The sequence below is a fragment of the Streptomyces flaveolus genome (genome assembly GCF_044765825.1).
In the GTDB taxonomy this organism is placed as follows: domain Bacteria; phylum Actinomycetota; class Actinomycetes; order Streptomycetales; family Streptomycetaceae; genus Streptomyces; species Streptomyces flaveolus.
In genome coordinates this window covers 161,206-176,809 of record NZ_JBIWKU010000001.1, presented here as the reverse complement: position 1 = coordinate 176,809, position 15,604 = coordinate 161,206, and the positions used below count along the sequence as shown (strand labels likewise).

15 protein-coding genes are annotated in these 15,604 nt (G+C 70.9%); 12 read left to right on the top strand and 3 right to left on the bottom strand.

Annotated features, from left to right (window positions below):
* Nucleotides 1–55: 55 nt before the first annotated feature.
* From ftsZ to divIVA, 6 genes are all read left to right on the top strand, one after another.
* Nucleotides 56–1,258, top strand: a complete 1,203-nt coding sequence (gene ftsZ, locus ACIRG6_RS00780) for a cell division protein FtsZ (RefSeq protein WP_189228253.1) — start codon at nt 56–58, stop codon at nt 1,256–1,258.
* Complete coding sequence (pgeF, locus tag ACIRG6_RS00775) at nt 1,255–1,983, top strand: peptidoglycan editing factor PgeF (protein WP_318218196.1); 729 nt, start codon at nt 1,255–1,257, stop codon at nt 1,981–1,983. The genes ftsZ and pgeF overlap by 4 nt, the downstream gene beginning before the upstream one ends.
* A gap of 6 nt (nt 1,984–1,989) precedes the next feature.
* On the top strand, nt 1,990–2,709 hold the full coding sequence (locus tag ACIRG6_RS00770) for a YggS family pyridoxal phosphate-dependent enzyme (protein ID WP_225633703.1): 720 nt from the start codon (nt 1,990–1,992) through the stop codon (nt 2,707–2,709).
* 129 nt (nt 2,710–2,838) lie between these two features.
* Nucleotides 2,839–3,480, top strand: coding sequence for a cell division protein SepF (locus ACIRG6_RS00765; protein WP_189228256.1), 642 nt, complete (start codon nt 2,839–2,841; stop codon nt 3,478–3,480).
* Nucleotides 3,481–3,560: 80 nt separating this feature from the next.
* Complete coding sequence (locus tag ACIRG6_RS00760) at nt 3,561–3,845, top strand: YggT family protein (RefSeq protein ID WP_189228257.1); 285 nt, start codon at nt 3,561–3,563, stop codon at nt 3,843–3,845.
* A 55-nt stretch (nt 3,846–3,900) separates the two neighbouring features.
* Complete coding sequence (divIVA, locus tag ACIRG6_RS00755) at nt 3,901–5,070, top strand: apical growth/hyphal branching protein DivIVA (protein ID WP_350718849.1); 1,170 nt, start codon at nt 3,901–3,903, stop codon at nt 5,068–5,070.
* A gap of 179 nt (nt 5,071–5,249) precedes the next feature.
* Here divIVA and ileS read toward each other — a convergent pair whose 3' ends face one another.
* Nucleotides 5,250–8,420, bottom strand: coding sequence for an isoleucine--tRNA ligase (gene ileS, locus ACIRG6_RS00750; RefSeq protein ID WP_403320094.1), 3,171 nt, complete (start codon nt 8,418–8,420; stop codon nt 5,250–5,252).
* Nucleotides 8,421–9,032: 612 nt separating this feature from the next.
* Between ileS and ACIRG6_RS00745 the strand changes: the two genes are divergently transcribed.
* The 5 genes from ACIRG6_RS00745 to ACIRG6_RS00725 all read left to right on the top strand — a co-directional run bounded on the left by ACIRG6_RS00745 (nt 9,033) and on the right by ACIRG6_RS00725 (nt 13,583).
* A complete protein-coding gene (locus ACIRG6_RS00745; protein ID WP_364817756.1) occupies nt 9,033–9,773 on the top strand; it encodes a TraR/DksA family transcriptional regulator in 741 nt (246 codons plus the stop codon).
* A 68-nt stretch (nt 9,774–9,841) separates the two neighbouring features.
* Nucleotides 9,842–10,435, top strand: a complete 594-nt coding sequence (gene lspA, locus ACIRG6_RS00740; protein WP_359392937.1) for a signal peptidase II — start codon at nt 9,842–9,844, stop codon at nt 10,433–10,435.
* 57 nt (nt 10,436–10,492) lie between these two features.
* The gene (locus ACIRG6_RS00735) at nt 10,493–11,437 is read left to right on the top strand and encodes an RluA family pseudouridine synthase (protein WP_364677823.1); all 945 of its coding nucleotides are present in this window, start codon (nt 10,493–10,495) and stop codon (nt 11,435–11,437) included.
* A complete protein-coding gene (locus ACIRG6_RS00730; RefSeq protein WP_351135830.1) occupies nt 11,434–11,907 on the top strand; it encodes a GNAT family N-acetyltransferase in 474 nt (157 codons plus the stop codon). The genes ACIRG6_RS00735 and ACIRG6_RS00730 overlap by 4 nt, the downstream gene beginning before the upstream one ends.
* 89 nt (nt 11,908–11,996) lie before the next feature.
* Nucleotides 11,997–13,583 carry a Na+/H+ antiporter gene (locus tag ACIRG6_RS00725; protein WP_364677826.1) on the top strand — a complete coding sequence of 529 codons (1,587 nt, stop codon included), beginning with the start codon at nt 11,997–11,999 and terminating at the stop codon, nt 13,581–13,583.
* Between the two features lie 27 nt (nt 13,584–13,610).
* Here ACIRG6_RS00725 and ACIRG6_RS00720 read toward each other — a convergent pair whose 3' ends face one another.
* Nucleotides 13,611–14,735, bottom strand: a complete 1,125-nt coding sequence (locus tag ACIRG6_RS00720; protein WP_318218189.1) for a mechanosensitive ion channel family protein — start codon at nt 14,733–14,735, stop codon at nt 13,611–13,613.
* Nucleotides 14,736–14,840: 105 nt separating this feature from the next.
* Here ACIRG6_RS00720 and ACIRG6_RS00715 point away from each other — a divergent pair, with 105 nt between their 5' ends.
* The gene (locus ACIRG6_RS00715; RefSeq protein WP_403320093.1) at nt 14,841–15,431 is read left to right on the top strand and encodes a dienelactone hydrolase family protein; all 591 of its coding nucleotides are present in this window, start codon (nt 14,841–14,843) and stop codon (nt 15,429–15,431) included.
* Here the strand turns inward: ACIRG6_RS00715 and ACIRG6_RS00710 are convergent.
* Nucleotides 15,416–15,571, bottom strand: coding sequence for a hypothetical protein (locus ACIRG6_RS00710; protein ID WP_403320091.1), 156 nt, complete (start codon nt 15,569–15,571; stop codon nt 15,416–15,418). The two genes, ACIRG6_RS00715 and ACIRG6_RS00710, sit on opposite strands and share 16 nt — an antisense overlap.
* Between the last annotated feature and the right edge of the window lie 33 nt (nt 15,572–15,604).

The window sequence follows — 15,604 nt, the reverse complement described above, 5'->3', positions numbered from 1 at the left end:
GCATCAGTGCTCCGGTGATCCGCCGACACGTAACTCGAGGCGAGAGGCCTTCGACGTGGCAGCACCGCAGAACTACCTCGCAGTCATCAAAGTCATCGGTGTCGGCGGCGGTGGTGTCAATGCCATCAACCGGATGATCGAGGTCGGTCTCAAGGGCGTCGAGTTCATCGCCATCAACACCGACGCGCAAGCTCTGTTGATGAGCGACGCCGACGTCAAGCTGGACGTCGGCCGCGAACTCACCCGCGGACTCGGCGCCGGAGCCAACCCGGCCGTCGGCCGCAAGGCCGCCGAGGACCACCGCGAGGAGATCGAGGAGGTCCTCAAGGGGGCCGACATGGTCTTCGTGACGGCCGGTGAAGGCGGCGGCACCGGCACCGGCGGGGCACCCGTCGTGGCCAACATCGCCCGCTCGCTCGGCGCCCTCACCATCGGCGTGGTCACGCGCCCGTTCACCTTCGAGGGACGGCGCCGCGCCAACCAGGCCGAGGACGGCATCGCCGAACTCCGCGAAGAGGTCGACACCCTCATCGTCATCCCCAACGACCGGCTGCTGTCCATCTCGGACCGCCAGGTCAGCGTGCTCGACGCGTTCAAGTCCGCCGACCAGGTGCTGCTGTCCGGTGTGCAGGGCATCACCGACCTCATCACCACGCCGGGCCTGATCAACCTGGACTTCGCCGACGTCAAGTCGGTCATGTCCGAAGCCGGTTCGGCCCTCATGGGCATCGGCTCGGCCCGCGGCGACGACCGCGCGGTGGCCGCGGCCGAGATGGCGATCTCCTCGCCGCTCCTCGAGGCGTCCATCGATGGCGCGCGCGGCGTGCTGCTGTCCATCTCCGGCGGCTCCGACCTCGGCCTGTTCGAGATCAACGAGGCCGCCCAGCTCGTCAGTGAGGCCGCGCACCCCGAGGCCAACATCATCTTCGGCGCGGTCATCGACGACGCCCTCGGCGACGAGGTGCGGGTCACCGTGATCGCGGCCGGCTTCGACGGGGGCCAGCCGCCGTCCAAGCGGGACAACGTCCTCGGCTCGGCCTCGGCCAAGCGCGAGGAGCCCGCCCCGGCACGGCAGCCCGAGAGCCGCCCGTCCTTCGGCTCGCTCGGCAGCGTCAAGCCGAAGGAGGAGCCGGAGCCGGTCCCGGCACCGGAGCCGGTCAGCGACCTGCCGCCGGTCGCCCCGCCGCCGGTCCCGCCGTCCCGGACCTACTCGGACAGCGCGGCCGAGGAACTGGACGTGCCGGACTTCCTGAAGTGATAGGACAGCGCGACACCGTGAACGGCGCGCACTTCGGCTTCACCGACCGGTGGGGCGGAGTGAGCGCCGTTCCGTACGAGGAGCTCAACCTCGGCGGGGCGGTCGGCGACGACCCGGCCGCCGTGACGGCCAACCGCGAACTGGCCGCGAAGTCGCTGGGCGTCGACCCGGCCCGGGTGGTCTGGATGAACCAGGTGCACGGGGCCGACGTCGCCGTGGTCGACGCACCCTGGGGGGACCGTCCGGTCCCGCGGGTCGACGCGGTCGTCACCGCGGAACGCGGTCTCGCCCTCGCCGTCCTCACCGCCGACTGCGTACCCGTCCTGCTCGCCGACCCCGTCGCCGGCGTCGCCGCCGCGGCCCACGCGGGCCGGCCCGGCCTGGTCGCCGGGGTCGTCCCCGCCGCCGTACGGGCGATGACCGAACTAGGCGCCGACCCCGCCCGGATCGTCGCCCGCACCGGACCCGCCGTGTGCGGCCGGTGCTACGAGGTGCCCGAGGAGATGCGCGCCGAGGTCGCCGCGCTCGAACCGGCGGCGCACGCCGTGACGAGCTGGGGCACGCCGGCCCTCGACGTGAGCGCCGGAGTGCGCGCGCAGCTCGAAGGGCTCGGGGTGTGCGACCTGGCGCAGTCGCCGGTGTGCACCCGGGAGTCGAAGGACCACTTCTCGTACCGACGCGACCGCACCACCGGGCGGCTCGCGGGCTATGTCTGGCTGGACTGATGGGGCATGACGGACCGTAAGGACGAACTCGCCGGAAATCTGGCGAAAGTGGAAGAGCGCATCGCCGCCGCGTGTGAGGCCGCGGGCCGGCGCCGCGACGAAGTGACCCTGATCGTGGTCACCAAGACCTATCCGGCCGACGATGTGCGCATTCTCTCCGGACTCGGCGTGCGCCATGTCGCCGAGAACCGCGACCAGGACGCGGCACCCAAGGCCGCCGCCTGCTCGGATCTGCCGCTTTCGTGGCATTTCGTCGGTCAGTTGCAGACCAATAAGGTGCGGTCCGTGGTCGGTTATGCGGATGTCGTGCAGTCGGTCGACCGTGCCAAGCTCGTCACGGCCCTGTCGAGGGAAGCGGTGCGTGCCGGCCGCGAGGTGGGCGTACTCCTCCAGGTGGCGCTCGACGCGGGGGAGAGCGCGCGCGGCGAGCGCGGTGGCGTCGCGCCCGCGGGAATCGAAGAGTTGGCCGATCTGGTCGCCGGGTCGGACGGACTTCGGCTCGACGGGCTGATGACCGTGGCACCGCTCACCGGCGAGTACGCCGGACGCCAACAGGCGGCGTTCGAGCACCTCATGGATTTGTCGACCCACCTGCGCCGAGCCCATCCGGCTGCGAACATGGTTTCCGCAGGGATGAGTGCGGACCTCGAACAGGCCGTGGCCGCCGGAGCGACACATGTACGCGTCGGCACCGCGGTACTCGGAGTCCGACCCAGGCTCGGGTAACGTCGCCAAGAAGTCGGACCACAGCAGAAAATATGGTCATTACCGCCGAAAGGCGGAGGCAACGACCTAGTGGATCGCGGGCATTTGGCAGTCGTCAGCCGATCCACCACAGAGCGGAGGACTCAGAGCATGGCCGGCGCGATGCGCAAGATGGCGGTCTACCTCGGCCTCGTGGAGGACGATGGGTACGACGGCCGGGGGTTCGACCCCGACGACGATTTCGAACCCGAACTGGACCCGGAGCCCGAGCGGGACCACCGGCGGCACGAACCGGCGCACCAGTCGCACGGTTCACATCAGCCCCAAAGGGACGAAGAGGTAAGAATCGTCCAACCGCCCGTGCAGCGCGAGCCGGTGCCCCGTTCCGCTTCGCTCGGGGCGGAATCGGGCCGCCCGGCGCGCATCGCGCCCGTGGCATCCATCACACAAGAACGCGCAAGCCTGGAAAAGAGCGCACCGGTCATCATGCCCAAGGTCGTGTCCGAACGAGAGCCCTACCGGATCACCACACTTCACCCCCGGACCTACAACGAGGCCCGTACCATCGGGGAACACTTCCGTGAGGGCACTCCGGTGATCATGAATCTCACTGAGATGGATGACACAGATGCGAAGCGACTTGTCGACTTTGCGGCCGGTTTGGTGTTTGGTCTTCACGGCAGTATCGAGCGGGTGACGCAGAAGGTGTTCCTGCTGTCTCCTGCTAACGTCGATGTCACGGCGGAGGACAAGGCCCGCATCGCAGAGGGCGGGTTCTTCAACCAGAGCTGAGACGCACGACCGGTTAGAGCAAGAGCACGGATCCGAGGACGGGTCCGAGAGATGGTTCAGGGGAGAGGGAAGCACAGGTCATGAGCGTGGTCCTGGATGTCGTCTACATCGCGCTGATGTGCTTTCTCATCGTGCTCATCTTCCGGTTGGTCATGGACTACGTCTTCCAGTTCGCCCGCTCGTGGCAACCCGGCAAGGCGATGGTGGTCGTTCTGGAGGCCACCTACACTGTCACCGATCCACCGTTGAAGCTTCTGCGGCGGTTCATCCCGCCGCTGCGTCTCGGGGGCGTGGCGCTCGACCTGTCCTTCTTCGTACTGATGATCATCGTTTACATCCTGATCTATATCGTGAGCCGGCTGTGAGCGATGAGAGAGATACGGGCTTGCCGAATGCCGACGACTACGTTGAGGTGAAGAGATGCCGTTGACCCCTGAGGACGTGCGGAACAAGCAGTTCACGACCGTCCGCCTCCGAGAAGGCTATGACGAGGACGAGGTCGATGCCTTCCTCGACGAGGTCGAAGCCGAACTGACCCGGCTGCTCCGCGAGAACGAAGACCTGCGTGCCAAGCTGGCCGCGGCGACGCGCGCGGCTGCGCAGAACCAGCAGAACATGCGCAAGCCCCCGGAACCGCCCCAGGATCAGCAGCAGCACCAGCAGCATCCACAGCAGCAGGGCGGCATGCCGCAGCAGGGCATGCGAGGTCCCGGCGCTCCGGTGCCCGCCGGCATATCGGGCCCGCCGCAGCAGCAGATGGGTGGCCCCATGGGTGGCCCGCCCCAGCTGCCCAGCGGTGCTCCGCAGCTGCCCGCCGGCCCCGGCGGTCAGGGTGGCCCGCAGGGTCCCGGTCCGATGGGCCAGGGTCCGGGGCCGATGGGCCAGGGCCCGGGTCCGATGCAGGGCCAGATGGGTCCCGGTCCGATGGGCGGCCCCATGGGCGGTCCGCAGGGCCCCGGTGGCCCCGGCCTGCCCGGTCAGGGTGGTCCCGGCGGCGACAGTGCCGCCCGTGTCCTCTCGCTCGCCCAGCAGACCGCCGACCAGGCGATCGCCGAGGCGCGTTCCGAGGCCAACAAGATCGTCGGCGAGGCGCGTTCGCGTGCCGAGGGTCTGGAGCGGGACGCCCGTGCCAAGGCCGACGCCCTGGAGCGGGACGCGCAGGAGAAGCACCGTGTCGCGATGGGCTCCCTGGAGTCCGCCCGCGCCACGCTGGAGCGCAAGGTCGAGGACCTGCGCGGCTTCGAGCGCGAGTACCGGACGCGGCTGAAGTCGTACCTGGAGTCCCAGCTGCGTCAGCTGGAGACCCAGGCGGACGACTCGCTCGCGCCGCCGCGTACGCCCGCGACGGCCTCGCTCCCGCCGTCCCCGGCGCCCTCGATGGCACCGGCCGGCGCGAGTGCCCCGTCCTACGGCGGCAACCAGTCGATGGGCGGCGGGCCGAGCCAGTCCGGTCCGTCGTACGGCGGTCAGCAGCAGATGTCGCCGGCGATGACCCAGCCGATGGCGCCGGTGCGGCCGCAGGGTCCGTCGCCGATGGGGCAGGCGCCTTCGCCGATGCGAGGGTTCCTGATCGACGAGGACGACAACTGATCTGTAGTACGGCGTAGCCTTCGGCGGCGTTCAGGGCGGGCCCCGGGTTTCTGACCCGGGGCCCGCCCTTGTGCGGTGCGGGGCCGGGGAGGCACGACTGCCCGCGGCTACGGCGGCGGTGGTACGACGAAAGGCCCGGGCCCCTCCGGTTGAGGGGGCCGGGCCTTTCGTCGTGTTCGTTACTGCTTGCGGAGCCGGAACGTCAGGGACAGGCCCTCGTCCGTGAACGGGGTCCCGTACGCGTCGTCCGCCTCCCCCTGGGCGAAGTCCGTCGCGAGGACCTCGTCGGCGATCAGCGCGGCGTGCTCCGTCAGGGCGGCGACGGACGCCGGGTCCGTGGCCATCCAGCGCAGCGCGATGCGGTCGGCGACGTCGAGACCGCTGTTCTTGCGGGCCTCCTGGATCAGGCGGATCGCGTCACGGGCGAGGCCGGCGCGGCGCAGCTCCTCCGTGATCTCCAGGTCGAGGGCGACCGTCGCGCCCGAGTCCGAGGCGACCGACCAGCCCTCGCGCGGCGTCTCGGTGATGATCACCTCGTCGGGAGCGAGGGTGACCGTCTCACCGTCGACCTCGACCGACGCCGTGCCCTCGCGCAGGGCGAGGGACAGGGCGGCGGCGTCCGCGGCGGCGACGGCCTTGGCGACGTCCTGGACGCGCTTGCCGAACCGCTTGCCCAGCGCACGGAAGTTGGCCTTCGCCGTCGTGTCGACCAGGGAGCCGCCGACCTCGCTCAGCGACGCGAGGGACTCGACGTTCAGCTCCTCCGTGATCTGCGTGCGCAGTTCGGGGGAGAGCGCGTCGAAGCCCGTCGCGGCGATCAGCGCGCGCCGCAGCGGCTGCCGGGTCTTGACGCCCGACTCCGCGCGCGTGGCGCGGCCCAGCTCGACCAGGCGGCGCACCAGCACCATCTGCTTGGACAGCTCCGGGTCGATGGCCGTCAGGTCCGCCTCCGGCCAGGAGGCCAGGTGGACCGACTCCGGGGCGCCCGGGGTGACCGGCACGATCAGGTCCTGCCAGACCCGCTCGGTGATGAACGGGGTCAGCGGGGCCATGAGCTCGGTGACCGTCTCGACGACCTCGTGCAGCGTGCGCAGCGCGGCCTTGTCGCCCTGCCAGAAGCGGCGGCGCGAGCGGCGGACGTACCAGTTGGACAGGTCGTCGACGAACGCGGACAGCAGCTTGCCGGCGCGCTGGGTGTCGTAGCTCTCCAGCGCCTGGGTCACCTGGTCGGTGAGCGCGTGCAGTTCGGACAGCAGCCAGCGGTCCAGCACGGGACGCTCGGCCGGGGCCGGGTCGGCCTCGCTCGGCGCCCAGCCGGTGGTGCGGGCGTACAGGGCCTGGAAGGCGACCGTGTTCCAGTAGGTGAGGAGCGTCTTGCGGACGACCTCCTGGATGGTGCCGTGGCCGACGCGGCGGGCCGCCCACGGGGAACCGCCGGCCGCCATGAACCAGCGCACGGCGTCGGCGCCGTGCTGGTCCATCAGCGGGATCGGCTGCAGGATGTTGCCCAGGTGCTTGGACATCTTGCGGCCGTCCTCGGCGAGGATGTGGCCGAGGCAGACGACGTTCTCGTACGAGGACTTGTCGAAGACCAGGGTGCCGACGGCCATCAGCGTGTAGAACCAGCCGCGGGTCTGGTCGATGGCCTCGCTGATGAACTGGGCCGGGTAGCGGGACTCGAAGAGTTCCTTGTTCTTGTACGGGTAGCCCCACTGCGCGAACGGCATCGAGCCCGAGTCGTACCAGGCGTCGATGACCTCCGGCACGCGCGTGGCCGTCTTGCCGCAGCCGTCGTGGCGGCAGGCGAAGGTGACCTCGTCGATGTAGGGGCGGTGCGGGTCGAGCGCGGACTGGTCGGTGCCGGTCAGCTCGGTCAGCTCCGCGCGGGAGCCGACGACGGTGAGGTGGTCGTCCTCGCAGCGCCAGATCGGCAGCGGGGTGCCCCAGTAGCGGTTGCGGGAGAGCGCCCAGTCGATGTTGTTGTTCAGCCAGTCGCCGTACCGGCCGTGCTTGACCGAGTCCGGGAACCAGTTGGTCTTCTCGTTCTCCTGGAGGAGACGGTCCTTGATCGCCGTGGTGCGGATGTACCAGGACGGCTGCGCGTAGTACAGCAGCGCGGTGTGGCAGCGCCAGCAGTGCGGGTAGCTGTGCTCGTACGGGATGTGCTTGAACAGCAGGCCCCGGGTGGCCAGGTCCTCGGTGAGCTGCTCGTCGGCCTTCTTGAAGAACACACCGCCGACCAGCGGGAGACCCTCCTCGAAGGTGCCGTCCGGGCGGACCGGGTTGACGACCGGCAGGCCGTAGGAGCGGCAGACCTTGAGGTCGTCCTCGCCGAAGGCGGGGGACTGGTGGACCAGACCGGTGCCGTCCTCGGTGGTGACGTACTCGGCGTTCACCACGAAGTGGGCGGCCTCGGGGCTGTGCCCATGGGTTCCCTCGCCGGCGCTCGGGAACTCCACGAGCTCGAAGGGGCGCTGGTACGTCCAGCGCTCCATCTCCGCGCCCGTGAAGGACTGGCCGGTGGTCTCCCAGCCCTCGCCGAGGGCCTTCTCCACCAGCTGCTCGGCGACGACCAGCTTCTCCTCGCCGTCGGTCGCGACGACGTAGGTCACGCCGGGGTGCGCGGCGACGGCGGTGTTGGAGACCAGCGTCCAGGGGGTGGTCGTCCAGATCAGCAGCGAGGCCTCGCCGGCCAGCGGGCCGGAGGTCAGCGGGAAGCGGACGTACACGGAGGGGTCGACGACCGTCTCGTAGCCCTGCGCCAGCTCGTGGTCGGACAGGCCGGTGCCGCAGCGGGGGCACCAGGGGGCGACGCGGTAGTCCTGGACCAGCAGGCCCTTGCCGTAGATCTCCTTCAGCGACCACCACACGGACTCGATGTACTCGGGGTCCATCGTGCGGTACGGGTCCTGGAGGTCGGTCCAGTACCCCATGCGCGTCGTGAGTTCTTCGAAGGCGTCGGTGTGGCGGGTCACCGACTCGCGGCACTTGGCGTTGAACTCGGCGATGCCGTACGCCTCGATGTCCTGCTTGCCGGAGAAGCCCAGCTCCTTCTCCACCGCCAGCTCGACCGGCAGACCGTGGCAGTCCCAGCCGGCCTTGCGGCCCACGTGGTACCCGCGCATGGTGCGGAAGCGGGGGAAGACGTCCTTGAAGACGCGGGCCTCGATGTGGTGGGCGCCCGGCATGCCGTTGGCGGTGGGCGGACCCTCGTAGAACACCCATTCGGGGCGGCCCTCGGACTGCTCCAGGCTCTTGGCAAAGATCTTCTGCTCGCGCCAGAAGTCGAGCACGGCGTGCTCGAGCGCGGGCAGGTCGACCTGGGCGGGCACCTGACGGTACTGCGTCATCGATCTTCCTCCGGCGGACGTACTGCCTTCCGTCGGAGGGACGAGAGCCGTAAAGGCTACGTACGCCGCTGTGTGCGGCGCGCTCCCGCGGTACCACCCTCCTTGGCCCCCCGGTGCGTCGTGTGCGCCGGTGAGCCCCCTCATTGGGGTCGCGAACCGGGTCTACTCGCCGTGACCTTCCCGTCACGTCTTTCTTCCGGCGGCTCCGGGGTGATCTTCACGTCGCGCTCGCCCCCGGGCTCCCACCGTCCCCGGGTCGCTCTGGGCTGCGTACGCCGCTACTCGTCCCCATCCACGCTTTTCGCTCCGCCCAGTGTACGGCGCCGCGCGGACAGCGGCCGACCGGTTTCGGCGCCGGGCACGGCGAAGGCGTCGGGCGGCCCGGCGTGACCCGAATGCCGAGCTCCGGCGTCCGGCTTCCGGCGGGCTCTGCCGGGAGCGGGAGGGGCGGATTACCGGGCGGGGAGCTGGGCACAACGCATGCATGCTCGCCACGCGCGCGCGGTGGGCGGGCGAATCGGGCGGCGTGCCCCGTTGCCGCGGGACCCGAGTCGATTTATCGTCCCAGCACGATTCGCGAGCAAGATCACAATATGTGAAGGGGCCGCGGCCATGGTGGCGAAGAAGACCGCCGTAGAGCAGTCGGAGGCGACGGCGAAGAAGTCCGCTGCCAAGAAGACGACGGCCGCGAAGAAGACCGCGGCGAAGAGGAACGCCGTGGACAGGAGCGCGGCCAAGAACGCCACGGCGAAGAGCGCCACGGCGAAGAAGGCCGCGGCGAAGCAGCAGAGCCCGGTGAAGAAGAGCACGGCCGAGAAGAACACGGCGAAGAAGGCGGGCGCGGCCGAGGCCGCGGAGCAGACGGGAGCCACGACGGTGGTTGCGAAGAAGACTCCTGGCACGGCCACGGCGGCCAAGTCCGCGGTTCCGAAGGCACGCGGCGTCGCCGCGGAGCCCGGCGACCTCGCGGTACGCCCCGGCGAGGACCCCTGGACCCCGGCAGAGGTCGAGGAGGCCCGCGGGGAACTCCAGTCCGAGGCGGACCGCCTGCGCACCGAGATCGACCAGTCGGAGCGGTCGCTGCAGGGCCTGATGCGGGACTCCGGGGACGGCGCCGGCGACGACGAGGCGGACACCGGCACCAAGAACATCACGCGCGAGCACGAACTGGCGCTGGCCGCCAACGCGCGCGAGATGCTCACCCAGACCGAACGCGCCCTCGAACGCCTCGACGCGGGCACCTACGGTCTGTGCGAGAACTGCGGCAATCCCATCGGCAAGGCACGCATGCAGGCCTTCCCACGGGCCACCCTGTGCGTGGAGTGCAAACAGAAGCAGGAACGCCGGTACTGAGCCGCAGCCGGGACGGAAGGCGTGCCGTACCCTCGTCCTCAGTCAGGTACCTAGGCTGAGGGACTCACGTGGCAGAGGCGGAGCGCATCATCGGTACGCCGGACACCCCGGACGCGGCGGGGGACGGACAGGAGCGGCCCGACGCCGAGCAGGAGCAGGCTCCGGAGCGCCCTCGGGGCAAGCGCCGGGTCGCCGTACTGTTCGCGGTCGCCGTGTTCGCGTACCTTCTCGACCTGGTCAGCAAGATGATCGTGGTCGCCAAGCTGGAGCACCACGAGCCGATCGAGATCGTCGGTGACTGGCTGAGGTTCGCCGCGATCCGCAACGCGGGCGCGGCCTTCGGCTTCGGCGAGGCCTTCACCGTCATCTTCACGGTGATCGCGGCGGCCGTGATCGTCGTGATCGCCCGCCTCGCGCGCAAGCTCCACAGCCTGCCGTGGGCGATCGCGCTCGGCCTGCTGCTCGGCGGCGCGCTCGGCAACCTCACCGACCGGATCTTCCGCTCGCCCGGCGTCTTCGAGGGCGCCGTCGTGGACTTCATCGCGCCCAAGCACTTCGCCGTCTTCAACCTCGCCGACTCGGCGATCGTCTGCGGCGGCATCCTGATCGTGATCCTCTCCTTCCGCGGCCTGGACCCGGACGGGACCGTGCACCGGGACTGAGCGCCCCGTGCCGGACGGGCGTGCGGGACTGTCCGCCCCGTCCGGCATACTCGACGGGTGAGCACGCTTCCCGAGATCCGTACCCTGCCCGTGCCCGACGGCCTGGAGGGCGAGCGCGTCGACGCCGCCATCTCCCGCATGTTCGGCTTCTCCCGTACCAAGGCCGCGGAACTCGCCGCGGCGGGCAAGGTGCAGGTCGACGGATCGGTGGTCGGCAAGTCGGAGCGGGTGCACGGCGGCGCCTGGCTCGAGGTCGAGATGCCCCAGGCGCCCGCGCCGGTGCAGGTGATCGCCGAACCCGTCGAGGGCATGGAGATCGTGCACGACGACGAGGACGTGGTCGTGATCGTCAAGCCGGTCGGCGTGGCCGCCCACCCGTCGCCCGGCTGGAGCGGCCCGACCGTCATCGGGGGACTGGCCGCCGCCGGATACCGCATCTCCACGTCGGGCGCCGCCGAGCGGCAGGGCATCGTGCACCGCCTCGACGTGGGCACCTCCGGCCTGATGGCGGTGGCGAAGTCGGAGCGGGCGTACACCTCGCTCAAGCGCCAGTTCAAGGAGCGCACGGTCGACAAGCGCTACCACACGCTCGTGCAGGGCCACCCCGATCCGACCAGCGGCACCATCGACGCCCCCATCGGCCGCCACCCCCAGCACGACTACAAGTGGGCCGTCACCGCCGAGGGCAAGCCCTCCGTCACGCACTACGACCTCATCGAGGCGTTCCGCGCCGCGTCCCTGCTCGACGTGAAGCTGGAGACCGGCCGCACCCACCAGATCCGCGTCCACATGGCAGCCCACCGCCACCCCTGCGTCGGCGACCTCACCTACGGCGCCGACCCCACCCTCGCCAAGCGGCTGCGCCTGACCCGCCAGTGGCTGCACGCCGTACGGCTCGGCTTCGAGCACCCCGGCGACGGACAGTGGGTCGAGTACGCCAGCGACTACCCCGAGGACCTCCAGCAGGCCCTGGACCGGGTCCGCGAGGAGACCTACGTATGAGCACCCAGGTCTACGAGGTGCGCGTCGCCGAGGACCCCGCCGACCGGGAGGCGTGCTTCGCGGTGCGCAAGGACGTCTTCGTCGCCGAACAGAACGTCCCGGAGGACATCGAGTACGACGCGTACGACGCCGGCGCCGTGCATGTCCTCGCGGTCCGGGAGGACGGGGTACCGCTCGGCACCTCGCGGCTGCTGCACGGCGCGGCCGCCGCGGCGAAGAACGGCGACGGGGATCCGGCCGTCGGCTCCCTCGGACGGCTCGCCGTCGTCCAGGACGCCCGCGGACTGGGCGTCGGGGCCGCGCTGGTGCGCGCCGTCGAGGACGCGGCACGCGCGCGCGGACTCACCGCGGTCGACCTGCACGCGCAGACGCACGCCCTGGGTTTCTACGAGCGACTGGGGTACCAGGCGTACGGACCGGAGTTCCCCGACGCGGGGATACCCCACCGCGCGATGCGGCGCGTCCTGTAGGAGCCGAGCCGGACCGGCTGGTGGGGCCGGTGACATGGCAGGCTTGGGACCCGCCGTGTGCACGCCGAGACCCCACCGGAGCGGTGACCGTGGATCAGTTGGCCCTGTTGTTCATGCTGCTGCTCGGGGCCCTGCTGAGCGTCCCGATCGGGGACCGGCTGGGGCTGCCGGCGCCCGTGCTGATGACGCTCCTCGGCATCGTCCTGGCACTGCTCGACTTCGTGCCCAACGTCGACATCCCGCCGGAACTCATCCTGCCCGCGCTGCTGCCGCCGCTGCTGTACGCGGCCGTGCGGCGCACGTCCTGGCGACAGTTCGCGGCCAACAAACGCCCGATCTTCCTGCTGGCGGTCGCGCTGGTGTTCGTCACCACGGCGTGCGTGGCCACCGTGGCCCACGCGATCGTGCCGGGTCTGCCGATCGCCGCCGCCTTCGCGCTCGGCGCGCTGGTGGCGCCGCCCGACCCGGTCGCGGCGACCGCCGTCGCGGGCCAGCTCGGGCTGCCGCGCCGGCTGGTGTCCATCCTGGAGGGCGAGGGGCTCTTCAACGACGTGACGGCCATCGTCCTCTACCACGTGGCCATCGCCGCGGCCGTCAGCGGTTCCTTCTCGCCCTGGAGCGCCGGGTTCGACCTGGTGCTGTCCGCCGTCGTCGCCGTCGCGGTGGGCCTCGCGCTGGGCTGGGGCGCCAACAAGCTGCTGGACGTGCTGGGGGACGCGACCCTGCAGATCGGGCTGACGCTGCTGGTGCCGTACGTGTCCTACGTGCTGGCCGAGGAGCTCCACGGCTCCGGAGTCCTCGCCGTGCTGACCACCGCCATGTTCCTCGCCGAGTACGCGGTCGGCGCCGACGACGTGATGACCCGGCTCGCCGGGCACACGGTCTGGGACGTCGTCGACACCCTCGTCACGGGCGTCGCCTTCGGACTGATCGGACTGGAGCTGCACAACGCCATCCGCACGGCCTCCGGGCGCTGGACCGAACTGCTGGGCTGGGCCGGCGCGGTCGTCGGCGTGGTGATCCTCGTCCGGCTGGCGTGGCTGCTGCCCGCCACCTGGCTGACCCAGCGGCTGCACGCCCGGCGCGACCACGACGAGGACATCCCGACCAGCTGGCGGGAGACCGTCGTCATGTGGTGGTCGGGGATGCGCGGTGTCGCCTCGGTGGCGCTGGCGCTCGCGATCCCGCTGGAGACGGCCGACGGCTCCCCGTTCCCGAAGCGGGAGGAGATCGTCTTCATCGCCTTCGGGGTGATCATGGTGACGCTGCTGCTCCAGGGCCTGACGCTGCCGTGGCTGGTGAACCGGCTCGGGGTGCGGTCGGACACCGAGCGCGAGAAGGACTACGAGAAGGCGCTCGCCGTGCGCGCGGCGAAGGCGGCGAAGCAGCGGCTCAAGGAGATCGAGGCGGTCGAGGAACTGCCGGAGGAGCTGTCCGAGCAGATGCTGCGGCGGGCCTTCGACATCGGCATCCGGATCAGCCCGGACATCGGCGACGAGGAGCGGCGCGAGGCGCAGCTGCAGCGGGCCCGGCGGCTGAAGCGGATCCGCCGCATCCAGGGCGAGATGCTCAGTGCCGCGCGCCACGAGGTGCTGGCGGCACGCAGCGAACCCGGAGCCGACCCGGAGATCGTCGACCGGGTGCTGCGCCACCTGGACGTCCGCAGTCTGCGCTGACCGCGCCGCCGGGCCGGTGGCCCCGGGTCACAGGGCCTTTCGCGACTGGTGCGGGAAGCGGCGGGCCTCCCCGTCCGGCGAGCGCCGGGAGAGGGGGAAACCGTCGCGGCCGGGGCGCCGGTCCGCGTCCGCCGTGTTGACGCGGGGCAGGGCGTAGGGGTGCTCGTCGGCCAGCCAGCGGATCATCTGCTCGCGCACCTCGACCCGTACCGTCCAGATGTCGTCCGCGTCCTTCGCCGTCACCAGCGCCCGTACCTGCATGGTGTTCGGGGTGGTGTCCGTGACGGTCAGGTTGTAGGCCCGCCCGTCCCAGGCCGGGCAGCCGCGCAGGATGTCCCGCAGCCGCTCGCGCATCGCGTCCAGCGGGGCGGTGTGGTCCAGGTGCCAGTAGACGACGCCGGTCATCTGCGGGGTGCCGCGCGACCAGTTCTCGAACGGCTTGGACGTGAAGTACGACACCGGCATCGTGATCCGGCGCTCGTCCCAGGTGCGCACGGTCAGGAAGGTCAGCGTGATCTCCTCGACGGTGCCCCACTCGCCGTTCACCACGACCGTGTCGCCGATGCGCACCATGTCGCCGAAGGCGATCTGCAGCCCCGCGAACAGGTTGCCCAGCGTGGACTGCGCGGCGATGCCGGCCACGATGCCGAGGACACCGGCCGAGGCCAGCAGGGAGGTGCCGGCCGTGCGCATCGCCGGGAACGTCAGCAGCATCGACGACACGGCGACGACGCCGACGACCGCGGAGACCACCCGCCTGATCAGCGACACCTGGGTGCGCACCCGCCGCACCCGGGCCGGGTCGCGCTGGGCGTGGGCGTGGGCGTAGCGGGAGTACGACGTCTCGACGACGGCCCCGGCGATCCGGATCACCAGCCAGGCCGCCGAGCCGATCAGCACCAGCGTCAGCGTCCGGCCGACCCCCACCTGGTGCTCCGGGAACACCCGTGCCTCGACGTACGTCCCTCTCAGCAGCGCCGCGCACAGCACGAGCTGGTACGGGATGCGGGCGCGGCGCAGCAGCCCCCACAGGGGCGTCTCGGGGTGCCGTCCGTCGGCCTTGCGCAGCAGCAGGTCGGTGGCCCATCCGATGACCAGGGTCAGCAGGACGGAGCCGCCGACCACGATCAGTGGGCGGAGTACGGTCTCCATCCCTCGAACGTAACCGGCCCGGCCCGAACATGAACCTGTGACTTGTGTCCCCCGCCGGGTGTCACCGCCCGTCGCCCTGTCGCACCCGGCTGGCACCATGGCCTCATGAACATCGTGCTCTTTCACTCGACCCACGGCCCGAGGCCCGCGGTGCGGCAGGCCGCCGACCGCCTGCGCGACGCCGGGCACCAGGTCTGGACCCCGGACCTCTTCGAGGGGCGGACGTTCGACACGGTCGAGGAGGGCAGGCAGTACCAGGACGAGATCGGCAGGGAGGAGCTGCTGAAGCGGGCCGTGCTGGCCGCCGCGCCCTATTCCGAGCGCGGGCTGGTGTACGCCGGGTTCTCGCTGGGTGCCTCCATCGCGCAGACCCTCGCCCTCGGCGATCACCGGGCGCGCGGGCTGCTGCTCCTGCACGGCACCTCGGACATCGCCGCCAACGCCTCGGTGGACGACCTGCCGGTGCAGCTGCACGTGGCCGAGCCGGACCCGTTCGAGACGGACGACTGGCTCAGCGCCTGGTACCTCCAGATGGGCCGGGCCGGCGCCGACGTCGAGGTGTACCGGTACGCCGGGGCGGGTCACCTCTACACCGACCCCGGGCTGTCGGACTACGACGAGGAGGCGGCCGAGGCCACCTGGCGGGTGGCGCTCGGCTTCCTCGACTCGCTGGAGCGGGATCAGCCGGCCCGGTAGGCCGCCCAGCTGTCCTGCACGCGCTGCACCTGGCCGGTGGTGAACCGGTCGGCTCCCGCCTGGCGGGCGCAGGTGTCGCGGCCCTCGGGGCACTGGTGGGCGGGGTTCTCCGGCGGGTGGCGTGTCCCGGTTCGGTGCACCGTTCACACCACCCGCCGTAGTCACGCGGTCTC